Origin of the sequence: Paraburkholderia sp. Ac-20347 (assembly GCF_017104805.1) — a bacterium.
Taxonomy (GTDB): domain Bacteria; phylum Pseudomonadota; class Gammaproteobacteria; order Burkholderiales; family Burkholderiaceae; genus Paraburkholderia; species Paraburkholderia tropica.
In genome coordinates, this window is sequence record NZ_JAAGPN010000253.1 from 1 (window position 1) to 11,846 (window position 11,846).

At 66.2% G+C, this 11,846-nt stretch carries 14 protein-coding genes; 5 read left to right on the forward strand and 9 right to left on the reverse strand.

The genetic code is table 11. The features are described from left to right. On the forward strand, window positions 1–524 hold a 524-nt coding region (locus G3N97_RS31195; RefSeq protein WP_205996804.1), incomplete at its 5' end, for an FAD-binding oxidoreductase. Window positions 525–543: 19 nt separating this feature from the next. Here G3N97_RS31195 and G3N97_RS31200 read toward each other — a convergent pair. After that, window positions 544–2,052, reverse strand: coding sequence for a PLP-dependent aminotransferase family protein (locus tag G3N97_RS31200; protein WP_205996805.1), 1,509 nt, complete (start codon window positions 2,050–2,052; stop codon window positions 544–546). Between the two features lie 101 nt (window positions 2,053–2,153). Here G3N97_RS31200 and G3N97_RS31205 point away from each other — a divergent pair, with 101 nt between their 5' ends. After that, window positions 2,154–2,615, forward strand: a complete 462-nt coding sequence (locus tag G3N97_RS31205) for a GNAT family N-acetyltransferase (protein WP_074981185.1) — start codon at window positions 2,154–2,156, stop codon at window positions 2,613–2,615. A 29-nt stretch (window positions 2,616–2,644) separates the two neighbouring features. Here G3N97_RS31205 and G3N97_RS31210 read toward each other — a convergent pair whose 3' ends face one another. The 3 genes from G3N97_RS31210 to G3N97_RS31220 all read right to left on the reverse strand — a co-directional run bounded on the left by G3N97_RS31210 (window position 2,645) and on the right by G3N97_RS31220 (window position 5,232). Then, window positions 2,645–3,226: a DUF3501 family protein gene (locus tag G3N97_RS31210; RefSeq protein ID WP_205996806.1), complete on the reverse strand. Its 582-nt coding sequence runs from the start codon at window positions 3,224–3,226 to the stop codon at window positions 2,645–2,647. A 37-nt stretch (window positions 3,227–3,263) separates the two neighbouring features. Next, window positions 3,264–4,613: a heterodisulfide reductase-related iron-sulfur binding cluster gene (locus G3N97_RS31215; RefSeq protein WP_205996807.1), complete on the reverse strand. Its 1,350-nt coding sequence runs from the start codon at window positions 4,611–4,613 to the stop codon at window positions 3,264–3,266. 196 nt (window positions 4,614–4,809) lie between these two features. Continuing rightward, complete coding sequence (locus G3N97_RS31220) at window positions 4,810–5,232, reverse strand: rubrerythrin family protein (RefSeq protein WP_205996808.1); 423 nt, start codon at window positions 5,230–5,232, stop codon at window positions 4,810–4,812. A gap of 377 nt (window positions 5,233–5,609) precedes the next feature. On the opposite strand from G3N97_RS31220, the gene G3N97_RS31225 reads away from it, so the two are divergent. After that, window positions 5,610–5,969 (forward strand): DUF3564 domain-containing protein, encoded by a 360-nt coding sequence (locus G3N97_RS31225; protein WP_205996809.1) that lies wholly within the window; start codon window positions 5,610–5,612, stop codon window positions 5,967–5,969. A 282-nt stretch (window positions 5,970–6,251) separates the two neighbouring features. Next, the gene (locus G3N97_RS31230) at window positions 6,252–7,037 is read left to right on the forward strand and encodes a DNA/RNA non-specific endonuclease (RefSeq protein ID WP_205996810.1); all 786 of its coding nucleotides are present in this window, start codon (window positions 6,252–6,254) and stop codon (window positions 7,035–7,037) included. A 29-nt stretch (window positions 7,038–7,066) separates the two neighbouring features. Here G3N97_RS31230 and G3N97_RS31235 read toward each other — a convergent pair whose 3' ends face one another. Both G3N97_RS31235 and G3N97_RS31240 read right to left on the reverse strand, forming a co-directional pair. Then, window positions 7,067–7,660 (reverse strand): YSC84-related protein, encoded by a 594-nt coding sequence (locus G3N97_RS31235; protein ID WP_205996811.1) that lies wholly within the window; start codon window positions 7,658–7,660, stop codon window positions 7,067–7,069. 46 nt (window positions 7,661–7,706) lie between these two features. Continuing rightward, a complete protein-coding gene (locus tag G3N97_RS31240) occupies window positions 7,707–8,561 on the reverse strand; it encodes a LysM peptidoglycan-binding domain-containing M23 family metallopeptidase (protein WP_205996812.1) in 855 nt (284 codons plus the stop codon). Between the two features lie 270 nt (window positions 8,562–8,831). Between G3N97_RS31240 and G3N97_RS31245 the strand changes: the two genes are divergently transcribed. Continuing rightward, the gene (locus G3N97_RS31245) at window positions 8,832–9,095 is read left to right on the forward strand and encodes a hypothetical protein (RefSeq protein ID WP_205996813.1); all 264 of its coding nucleotides are present in this window, start codon (window positions 8,832–8,834) and stop codon (window positions 9,093–9,095) included. A 36-nt stretch (window positions 9,096–9,131) separates the two neighbouring features. Here G3N97_RS31245 and G3N97_RS31250 read toward each other — a convergent pair whose 3' ends face one another. The 3 genes from G3N97_RS31250 to G3N97_RS31260 form a co-directional block, all read right to left on the reverse strand. Next, on the reverse strand, window positions 9,132–10,370 hold the full coding sequence (locus G3N97_RS31250; protein ID WP_205996814.1) for a dienelactone hydrolase family protein: 1,239 nt from the start codon (window positions 10,368–10,370) through the stop codon (window positions 9,132–9,134). Between the two features lie 76 nt (window positions 10,371–10,446). Further along, the gene (locus tag G3N97_RS31255; protein WP_205996815.1) at window positions 10,447–11,088 is read right to left on the reverse strand and encodes an HAD family hydrolase; all 642 of its coding nucleotides are present in this window, start codon (window positions 11,086–11,088) and stop codon (window positions 10,447–10,449) included. A gap of 187 nt (window positions 11,089–11,275) precedes the next feature. Further along, the coding region (locus G3N97_RS31260; RefSeq protein ID WP_205996816.1) for a Crp/Fnr family transcriptional regulator at window positions 11,276–11,846 on the reverse strand (571 nt) is incomplete at its 5' end.

Consider the following 11,846-nt stretch of genomic DNA (forward strand, 5'->3'; position numbering starts at 1 on the left):
CGCCGATCGCCTCGTACATCATCGCGACCGCCCCGCTCGGCCGCGCGCGCGCCGACGCGCTGATTCCGGGCCGCGCCGCCATTTGCGACAACAACTTCTTCCTCGACTACTTCCGTCTTTCCGCCGACGACCGCCTGCTGTTCGGCGGCCGCGCCGATTCGACAGGCGCCGCGCCCGCGCAGCTCACCGAAGCGATGAAGGCGCGCATGACCGGCGTGTTCCCGCAGCTCGAAGGCGTGCAGGTGGAATACGCGTGGGGCGGTTTCGTCGATGTCACGCGCAACCGCGCGCCCGACTTCGGCGCGGTCGATCCGAACTGGTTCTACGTGCAGGGCTTTTCGGGGCACGGCGTGGCGCTCACGGGCATCGCCGGGCGCGTGGTCTCGCAGGCCATCGCGGGCGAGCGCGCCGCGTTCGATCTGTTCGCGCAGCTGCGCCACGCGCGTTTCCCGCTCGGCCCGGCGTGGCGTCGCCCTGCGCTCGAAATCGGCATGTTCTATCACCGCATCATGGAGATGTTCTGAGCGAGTCCTGCATCGCGGCTCACAGCATCGCGCGCACCACGCGCGCGAGCGTGGCCATCAGCGCGTCCGAGTCCTCCGGCGTGGCTTCCGCGTAACCGAGCAAAAAGCCGTTGTAGGGCGCGGTATCGGGCGCTTCGAGCCGATACGCGCTCAGCGGCGACAGCGCGAGTCCATGCTCGCGCGCGGCTTCGCTCACGGCCACATCGTCGAGCGGCGCATCGAGACGCACGCTCAGATGCATGCCGCCCGCGTCCGCCGAGACCGTCATGAGTCCGCCGAGATGCTTGTCGATCGCGGCGACGAGGCCGTCGCGACGCGCGAGATACAGCTTGCGCATGCGCCGCAGATGGCGCGCGTAACGGCCGCTCTCGATGAAATCGGCGAGCGCGCGCTGGTCGGCCACGCGCCCCTGGCGCACCAGCGTGCGATGCGCCATGTCCACCTGCTCCACCACCTGGCGCGGCACGATCATGAAGCCCATGCGCAGCGCCGGAAACAGCGTCTTGCTGAAGGTGCCGAGATAGATCACGGGCGTGTCGTCGGCGAGGCCCTGAATCGAGGGCAGCGGCGGGCCGTCGTGGCGCAGTTCGCTGTCGTAATCGTCTTCGATGATCCACGCACCGCACGTCCGCGCGCGCTCGATCAGCGCGAGCCGCCGCTCGAGGCTCAGCACGCAGCCAAGCGGATATTGATGTGACGGCGTCAGATAGATCAGGCGCGGCGGCGTCTCGCGCCAGTGCTCCTCGCGCGCGGCCATGCCCGCCGCGTCTACGGGAATCGGCACGAGTTCGAGACTGGCCGCCTGCATCGCGACGCGCGCGCCGAGATAACCGGGATTCTCGATCCACACGCGCTCGCCCGCATCCGCGAAAAAACGCGCGCAGAGATCGAGGCTTTCCTGCGTGCCTTCGGTGATGAACACCTGATCGGGCTGACAACGCACGCCGCGCGACACGCGCACGTATTGCGCGATGGCCTGGCGCAGCGCCGGAATGCCCGCGCTCGCGCCATAGCTGAGATCTTCGGGGCTCAACTCGCGCTGCGCGCGTTCGAGCGTGCTGCGCCATTGCGCGAGCGGAAACGCGTCGAGCGCGGGCACGCCCGGACGCAGCGCCGTCACGCCCGCGCGATACGCGTGGCGCGGCGGCAATTGCCGCACGCGGCGCGACAGCGTGCGCGGCGCATTCTCCGCCGATTCCACCGGTTCCGCCGATTCCGCCGCGCCAGCCGCGCGCCCCGACGCGTGCGCGGCCACCGACTTCACGTCGTTCACCACGGAGCCGTGCCGCGTCGCCGTGATGAAGCCCTCCTCAAGCAAGCGCTCGTACGCATAGAGCACCGAATTGCGCGCGATGCTCATCTCCTCGGCCAGCGCGCGGCTCGACGCGAGACGCGTGCCGCGCACGATATCGCCGTCGAGAATCGCACGGCGCAGGCTCTCGTAGAGCAGATCCTGCTGCGTGAGCCGGCGCTGCACGCTGGTGCGCGCCTTGCGCTCGTAGGCCGCCATCATCAGTGCGTAATCCAATTGCGTGGCTCCATCATTTGTCGGTTGCGTGGGACTAACAATGGTGCCACAGATCGCTTACGCTGACACTTCCCATCGCATACGACACCAGGAGAACGAGATTGACCGAAGCGATTCACGTGCGCCCCGTGACGCCCGACGACTACGCGGCATGGCGTCCGCTGTGGGACGGCTATAACCACTTCTACGAGCGCTCGGGCCCGACGGCGCTGCCCGAGTCGATCACGCGCACCACGTGGACGCGCTTCTTCGACGGCTACGAACCGATGCACGCGTTCATCGCGCTCAAGGGCGAGCGCGTGGTCGGTCTCGTGCATTTCATCTATCACCGCAGCACCACGCTCGACGGTCCGATCTGCTATTTGCAGGATCTGTTCACGGCGGCGGACGTGCGCGGCCAGGGCGTGGGCCGCGCGCTGATCGAAGCGGTCTATGCGCATGCGAAGGCCGCGAATTCGTCGCGCGTCTACTGGCATACGCACGAGACGAATCACACCGCCATGCGCCTTTACGACGACGTCGCGGTGAAGCCCGGCTTCGTCATGTATCGCAAGGACGTTTGACGCGCGGCGCGAAGCATCACGCGCCGCGCTCAGTCGAGATCGCCGAGCAGCGACTCGCGCACCGCGCCTTCGATGGTCTGCACCGGCACGCGATAGTTCGGATGATCGCAGCCGATCGTGAGCGCCGCGCCTTCGCGCAGGCGCGTTTTCATCGCCGGCGTCAGTTCGAAGCGCACGAAATGCACGGCCGAGGTTTTCTCTTCGTTGTCGCGTTCGAGGTCTTCGTCGGCGATGGCGAACACGGGCGCTTCGCCCGCTACCTGCACGAACACGCGGTCCTCGATGCCGATCAGCCGCGCGAGCGCCGCGCGGCGCTCGGTTTCGTTCTCGTACTCGATCTGCAGCGTGGCCTTGAAGTTGCTGCCGTCAGGCACGAGCGGCGCGTAAGCCTCGAGTTCGCCCTGAATGCCCGCTTCGTCGAAAATACGCTCGATATGCAGCATTTCCTGAATCTGATAGCGGATCGTCGCGTCGTCCTCGAACAGAAACGTGAGGTGATTGCCGAGCGCCACGGCGCGGCGCTTCTTGTGCTCGATGATGCGGCTGCGCATCTCGATGCGCTGTTTCGCATACGCTTCCAGCGTGAGCAGTGAATCTCTGGCGATGGTCATCGGAATCTCTCGTGGGTCGATTGCATCGTTATCCTGATCAAATGCCGTACGCACGACGCAGCAGCGTCAGCGGATGCGCGAGCGGCGGTCCGCCCTGCGCGTCGCGCAACTGCATCTCGTCGATCCCCTGCGCGATGTGATGGCCCGCGAGCGCGCAATCGGAGGCAATGAAATCCGGCTCGCCCTGCGCCATCTGCCTGAACACCGGCGTGCCGATCTTCATCGCCATCGCGTGGAATTCCTTCTTCACGCCGAAGGTGCCTGCGTGACCCGAACAGCGCTCAACCACATTGACCTTCGTGTCCGGCACGAGCGACAGCAGATCGGCGGTCTTGCGGCCAATGTTCTGCACGCGCGCGTGACACGGCACGTGATACGCCACCGTGCCGAGCGGCGCGCGAAAATCGGTTCTGAGCAGACCGTCGCGATTGCGCGCCACGAAATATTCGAACGGATCCCAGAACGCGTCGCTCACGGCGCGCGTGTCGGCGTCGTCGGGGAACATGAGCGGCAGTTCGTGCTTGTACATCAGCACGCAGCTCGGCACTGCGCCCAATAACGCGTAACCGTCGCGCGCGTACTGCGCGAGGATCGGCGTGTTGACGTCGTGCTTCTTTGCCACGCCTTCCAGATTGCCCTGTTCGAGCAGCGGCATGCCGCAACACGATTCGCTTTTCACGAGCACGTAGGGAATCGCGTTGTGGTCGAGCACCGCGAGCAGATCGTGGCCGATGCCCGGCTCGTTGAAATTCACGTAGCAGGTCGCGTAGATCGCGACCTTGCCCGGCGTGCGCTCGCCGTCGCGCACCTCGCTCGCCGACGCCTTGCGCGCCGCGCCGCGAAACTTGCGCGTGGCGAACGACGGCAGCCACGCATGCCGATCCACGCCGAGCGTCTCCTCCAGCGCCGCGCGCATCGCCTTCGTGCCGTTCACCGCATTCACCGTCTGCGTGACGACCGGAATGCCCGCGAGATGACCGAGCGCGTCGGTGTTCGAGAGCACGCGGTCGCGCAGCGTCGCTTCGCCGTTGCGATAGTCGATCGCCTTCGCGCGCAGCATCAAATGCGGAAAATCGACGTTCCACGGATGCGGCGGCACATAGGGACACTTCGTCATGTAGCAGAGGTCGCACAGATAGCACTGGTCGACGACCTTCGAGAACGCGGCCTTGTCGACGTCGTGCACCTCGCCGCTATCGGTTTCGTCGACGAGATCGAACAGCGCCGGAAACGCGCCGCACAACGACACGCAGCGCCGGCAGCCTGCGCAGATGTCGAATACGCGCGTCAGTTCGTCGTCGAGCTGCGCGCGGTCGTAGAACGCGTCGGCGCGCCAGTCGAGCGGATGCCGCGTCGGGGCTTCGAGACTGCCTTCCTTGTGGGGCATGACGTCTCCTTGTTTTCGTTTTTCTTGTCGATACGGCGCGCGCGCACGATCGCGCACGAACGGGCACAAACGCGCACGATGCGGCGCGGGCCGCGTGCGTGGCGTCGGCAAAGCGTCTGCGTGGACGCGCGGCTCGCGCCGTGAATCGTGAGGACCGGATCGGCGAAATCTAATCGGCCAATCCAATCAGCCAGACTTAATCAGCCAGCGCTTCCAGCGCCTTCGTATAGCGATTCGCGTGGCTGCGCTCCGCCTTGGCGAGCGTCTCGAACCAGTTGGCGATTTCGTCGAAGCCCTCGTCGCGCGCGGCCTTGGCCATGCCCGGATACATGTCGGTGTATTCGTGCGTTTCGCCCGCGATCGCCGCCTGCAGATTCAGCCGCGAACTGCCGAACGGCAGGCCCGTGGCCGGATCGCCGACCGTTTCCAGATATTCAAGGTGACCGTGCGCGTGGCCGGTTTCGCCTTCAGCCGTCGAGCGGAATAGCGCGGCGACATCGTTCTGGCCTTCCACGTCGGCTTTCGCCGCGAAATAGAGGTAACGCCGGTTCGCCTGGGATTCGCCGGCGAACGCATCCTTGAGATTCTGCTCCGTCTTCGAGCCTTTGAGCTGTGCCATCTGTGCCTCCATCCATCGTCTGATTGTGGGGACTGTGGGGACGCGGCGCTGCGCATCTTCGTGCGGTGCAGCAGACATGAGTGCGGACCACGCCGCACTATCAATCTAGGAAATGCCCTTTGCAGTCCCAATTGCGAATTTCAATCTCGCCGATAGCCGGAACACACATCGCCTTGCATGCGCCGCGCGACGGGCCGCCAGCGGCGACGAAGCGCGCCCAACGCGCGAACCGGCACGGGCGCGACGATTTGACGTCCCACTATGTGAAGAATCGCCTTGCGCAAGCGCGCACACATCCTATGCTGAATGTCTGCCCCCGAGTCTCAACGAGTGTCACGACAGTTTCCGCGCCGATGGCGCGTCTTTGCGGAGATCACATGCGACTGACGATCCTGATTAACGGTCCCGATCCGACCGTCAACCACGACTACGCCGTGCTCTGGCTCGATACCGACCAGCAACGCTGGTCGCGCGAGTCGCACGACGGCATCGAGCTTCCCGCCTGGGGCGAGATACGCGATGCGAACGGCGTGACGGCGCTATGCGCGCCGCGCGAGAACGAACCGCTTTGCACCCTGCGCGGCCTGCATGTGAACCGCCGCCAGGAAATCAGCTCGGCGCACGGCGACGCCACCTGGGCCTGCGAAACCTCGCACGCGCGGATGGAGGGCCAGTGGCGCCTGCAAGCGGTGGATCGCCAGGCGATCCACGCCGAAAACGCGCTGTTCGCAGGCTGATCCCTTCGCGCCTTTTAAGGCGCGATCGTTCCCTTTAGTCTTTGCCTGCTTTGGCTTGATCGATTCGCGGCGCCGCTCTCAGCGGCGCCGTTTTACTTTGTGCGCGCCGTCTGCGCGCCGTCGATGGATATGGCCGCTCGCGGACGCGGCCGCTATACTTTCGGGCCCTTTATGCGCTTTGCGCAGGGCGCGCCCGAAGCGTCGTTCGAGTTTGAATTTGCGCTTCGCGTTTCACGTCGCCCCGCGTGACCCGATCGTCCCCGTCTTTCCGTATTCCCGCCGATGAAGAAGCTGTTTGCCTGTCTCGTCATGGCCGTGTCGAGTTTCTCGAGCCATGCGTTCGCCGCGCCCGCCTGCACCGATTTCGTCCCCAACGGCCAGTTCCCCAAGCTCACCAATCCGCGCATGGCGCCGAAGACGCGCATGCTCTGCTATTCCGATTTCGTGGTGCTGCATTCGGGCGTCACGCACGGCCCGCTCTGGTCGGCGGAACACCTCACGCGCGATCACCTCGAAGACGCGAAGGACATGACGCGCACCAATCGCTTCTTCGAGGACGACCGTCTGCCCGCTGGCGAAGGCGCGACGCTCGCCGACTACAAGCGCAGCGGCTTCGACCGCGGTCACATGAGCCCGGCGGGCAATCGCTGGAATCCGCAGGCAATGGCCGAATCGTTCTCGCTCGCGAACATCGTGCCGCAGAACCGCGAGAACAATCAGCGGCTGTGGTCGCATATCGAAACGGCCGTGCGCAAGCTCGCGTCGAAATATGGCGACGCCTACGTCGTGACCGGGCCGCTGTTCACGGGCGCGCAGTTGCAGACGATCGGCGCGTCGCGCGTGCTGGTGCCGACGCAGATCTTCAAGGTGGTGTACGTGCCGTCGCAGCAGCTCGCGTTTGCGATCGTCGCCGACAACACGACCGCCGATCGTTACGACGTGCGTTCGGTGCGCGATCTCGAAGCGCAAAGCGGCATCGCGTTTCCGGGCATTCCGGCGAACGTCGCCGCGCAGTCGAAAGTGACGTTCAACGGACGCGCGTTCGCCGTGAAGAAGTGGGGATGGTGAGGACGTGAAGGGGCAAGGGCGCGCGCGGATCAAAGATCCAGCCGCGACACCTTCGACCCTTCGAGCGACACGCCGGCCATCAATCCCGCGTTGGTCAGCACGAAGGCCTCGATGGGATTGACGGCCGTGGTGGTGTCGAGCGTGCCGTTCGCGCCCATCTTGACGAGCGCGACGGTCGCGTCCGCGCCTGCGGCCCAGCCGGTGCTGCGCTTGAAGCGATCGAGCGCGCCCCGGGTCATGAACGCGTAGACAATCGTGCGCGACTGCGCGCCGACCTGCAAACCGAACGAGCCCGACGTCGTGCTGAAATAGCCGATCGTGCGTCCGCTCGCGCGCAGTGCGCCGCGTCCGTACTGGCCGCCGACGCCGAAGCTCGCGCCCACCACATCGGGGAACACGAGCACGCCGCTCGCTTTGCCGATCAGCTCGCGCGAGCCCTTCACGGTGCCGTAGAGCCTCGCGAGCGCGGCGTCGACATCGGCGTCGATCTCGCGGCGTGCGCGGATATTTTCCGCGGCGATGTCGCCCGGCGAAGCGGAGGTGCTCGTGCATGCGCCCAGCGCGAGCGTGGTCAGCGCGACGGCGGCGGTTGCGCCGGTCGCGAGAAATTGCCGTCTATCCATGGAGTTTTCCAATCTTTACTTCGGGATACGAATCAATCGCCGAGTGTCAGGGCGAGGCGCGTGGCAGGCGCGTTTGCGGATCGACCGCCTTGCCGTCCTCGCGCACTTCGAAGAGCACGCCGCCCTTGTTCGCGCCATCGGCCGCGCTGGTGGCGAGCGTCTGGCCCTGCTTCACCGCCTCGCCTTCCTTGACGAGCAATTTGCCGTTGCGCCCATAAGCGGTGATGAGATGGGCGTCGTGCTTGACGATCACGAGCTTGCCGTAGGCCTTCATGCCGCTGCCCGCGTAGACCACGCGCCCGGCGGCGGCCGCCTTGACCGGCTGCCCCGGCTCGCCCGCGATGGCAATGGCCTTCGACTTGCCGATCGTCGTCGGCGTGACGGTGCCGTTCGTCGGCCAGATGAAGCGGCTGCTGGCGCGCGGGGTGGTCGTCGCGGCGGTTGAAGCAGGAGTGGACGTCGAAGCCGCAGACTTCGCCTCGGCGACAGCCGGTGCGGCGGCAGGTGGCGTTACCCGCAACAGTTGCCCCGTCTGCACCTGGCCCGACGCGGGCAGCTTGTTCCACGCGGAGATATCGGCGGCGCGTTGCTTCTGGGTCGCCGCGATGTGATAGAGCGTGTCGCCCGCCTTGACACGATAGAAGCCCGCAGGCGCGGCGGCGGCAGATGTGGCGCTCGTCGGCGTCGCGGATGTCGTCACGAGCGGCATGGCGACCGGCGACGCTACCGCCGTGCCGGTTTCGCTCTTTTCGCCCACCGCGTGCGCGGCCGCAGCGGCGTCGTCGTCGCCTTCGCGCGAGAGCGACTGCCACGGCGTGAACGTGCAGGCGGCGAGCAGCGAGACCATGCCGGCGGCCACCGCCACACCGGCGATGTCGCTCGCCTTGTCTAGAATTCCCATGACGCACTCCCTGTTCAAGCTGCACGATTCATCCGCGCCGCGCGGCGCAGGTGCGTCATGATCTTCGCTTTACTGGAAAGTGCTGCGGATTCGCGCGAAAATTCTGACGTTAATCAACGTCATGTTCAAGAATCGCGCAATTTTTGACAATCAATTAACGCTTTCGCGCACAAATCGCGCATCGGATCGATGCCGGTGCGCAGCGGTTTGATCGCGTCGCGGGCGGCTTCTTATAATGCGGGCCCGCGCTTGACGCTCAAGGAGAAATGGATGGCATTCGACGCATACGCAAACGACGACGACGTGCTCAACGTCCAGGGCGACGCCCTCACGCTCACGAACGGCACCACGCGCGTGACGCTGGCCGGCACGCTCGAACTGACGCGCGACAAGCGCGGCCTCGCCGCCGCGCTCGCGCTCAAGGCCGCGCTCGACAGCGTGGTCGCCACATTGCAGGCCGATCCGCATCTGCCCGCGCAGGTGAAGGACGAGCCGGACGCGAAGCCCGGCGTCGTCGACAATCCGTTTCGTTGATCGCCGATCGTGAATCGTTGAGCGTGAACGCGCGCGTCAGAACGGCTTGCCTTCGCTCGTTTGCCACGCGGGCATGAGCGTGTTCGACGGCAGCGTTTCATCGAGCAGCTTCTTCGCGCTCGCGATGCCCGCGATCGGCAGCCCGGTCGGATCGATCGCGCCGATCTGCGCGAGCACCGAGGCCTGATCCCAATAGATGTGCTCGTTATAGAGCTTCGCGCCGCGAAAGCAGATCACGGCCAGCATCGGCACTTCGAAATACTTGCCGGTGGGCGCGAGGCCCGGCAGCAGCCAGTCAATCTCGCGGTCGTGCGTGCAGCAGAAGATGAACTCGTCCACCACGCGGTCCGAACCGATGGTGCGCGAGATCGGAATCAGACGCGTATCGGCGGGATTCGAATGCACGAAATGGTGCGTGTAGAAGCGCTTGAGTTCGTCGTGGCCCACGCCGCCCGTCATCGTCGGAATGTGGTTGACGTAGGGCTGCGCGACCATCGTCGGCATCACGTCGTGCGGATTGCGCGCGACAAACTCGTGATAGCAGTGTTCTTCCCAAAGCGCGTTGAAGTCGTAGATCGGGCCGAGCACGCGGCGCAGCATCGCGAGCGTGCGCGAGTACGCCATCATCGCGGCGGGCTTGTCGTATTGCGGACGCGCCGCCGACGCGAACGCGTGATCGCAGCCCGGATACGTGTACAGCTCGACGCCCGGCTTGCCCGCCAGCGCCTGCGCGATGCGCTCGCGCGCCGCGGCGTCGCACCATTTATCTTCGGCGGGGAAGTGCAGCATGAGCGGACAGCGGATCGCATCGGCTTCGTTCAGCACGTTTTCGAGGCCCACGGCGTAGTAGCCGATCGCGCAATCGATGTCGGTGCGCGCCGCCGCGAGATACGCGAGCCGCCCGCCCAGACACCAGCCGACCGCGCCCACCTTGCCGCGCTGCGAGGGATGTGCGCGCAGCGCCGCGAGCGTCTGCGCGATGTCCTCGATGGCGAGATCGACGTCGAAACGGTCGTAGAGATCGAGCGCCTTCGCCATGTCGGCGCCCTCGTAACCCAGATCGACGTCCGGCTCCAGACGCCAGAACAGGTCGGGCACCATCACCACGTAACCTTCCTCGGCGTAACGCTCGGCCAGCGCGCGCATCGACGCGTTCACGCCGAAGATCTCCTGCAGCAGCACGAGGCCCGGCCCGCTGCCTTCGGGCGGCAGCGTCGTCCAGGCGCGGAACGTGCCGCCGTCGCGCGAAGTCACCTGAGTCCATTGTCCGTTCATGGGTGTGTCTCCTTGTGTTCGTTTTTGCGTTCGTCTATGGGCTGACGTGGCGTATCGGGGAATTAACCGGCAGCGCTCAGGCCGCTGCAAAACCGCCTTGCGGCGCGAGCGCGGGCAGCGGCGCCTCGCCGCGTATCCAGGCGTAGTTCGCGAGTTCGGCCATTTCGCGGTCGCCGCGGCTGTCGCCGTAGGCATACAGCGTGGCGGGCGCGTGCTCGCCCCACCAGCCGCGCAACCGCGCGACCTTCTCCGGGCCCCAGCAGTTCTTGCCCGCGAGCTGTCCAGTGTAGACGCCCTCGCGCCATGCCAGCTCGCTCGCCAGCACGGTGTCGATGCCGACGCCCGGCGCCCACTTGCGCAGATAGATCGACGGCGACGCGCTCACGAGCACGACTTCGTGGCCGAGCGCCTGATGTTCGCGGATGCGCGCGAGCATCTCGGGACGCAGCAGATCGGGCAGGCGCGTGTCGACGAAACGTTGTGCGGCGGCTTCGAGCGCCTCACGCCGCACATTGCCGAGCGCGGCGCGCAGAAAGCGCGCCTTGGTGCGGCCTCGGTCGGACCAGCCGGGCGCGATGCCCGCGAGCCACGGCAGGCAGCGCAGCGCGGCGAAAGCGAAGCGCACGGGCCCGGCGGCATCGAGCATGAAGGCGCGGAAACTATCGGACGTGGTGATGGTGCCGTCGAAATCGAAGGCGGCAACGACGCGGTCGGTCATGAAGCTCAATGGGGAGCGCGGAAATCCGCGAGGTCGATAGGCCGGACTTGCCGGTCGAAAGCAACGTAAGCCGCGTCATTGTCGATGCAAACGGCGCGGCGCTGCAATGGCGCGGGCGCTTCCGCCGCGTGCTTTCGTCAATGTTGATCTTGTCGATCAATATTGATTCTACGGACGCTTGCGGCGATCAGTGCGCCTGCTGCTCCAGCCGCGCCGCATCGACGATCTCGATTTCGCCGTAGCGCAGTTGCACGAGTCCGTCGCGTTCGAACTGGCGCAGACTCTGGTTCACGGTCTGACGCGAGAGCGCGAGCATCAGCGCGAGGTCTTCCTGCGGCACGTTCACCACGCGCCGCGCCGACTGCGTGCCGCCGTGATCGGCCGCCAGCACCAGCAGGCGGCGCGCCACGCGCGCGGCGGCGGGCAGCAGCGCGCTTTCCTCGATGGCGTCGAAGGCGAAACGCAGCTTCTGCGCGAGCAGCAAACCGAAGGCGTGCCAGTAGGCGGGCGTGGTCGCGAGCAGCGCGGCGAGCGGCGCGCTCGGCACATGAAAGAGCGTCGAGTCGCGTTCGGCGTAGGCATCGTGCGTGCGCACGCCCGCATCGAACAGCGCGATCTCGCCGAACCAGTGCGCGGGGCCGACCACGGCGAGCAGCGCCTCGCGTCCGGTCATGCTGGCCGCGCCGACGCGCATCGCGCCGTCGAGCACGCAATAGAGGCCGTCGGCGGCGTCGCCGCGCAGGAACAGGCGCTCGCCC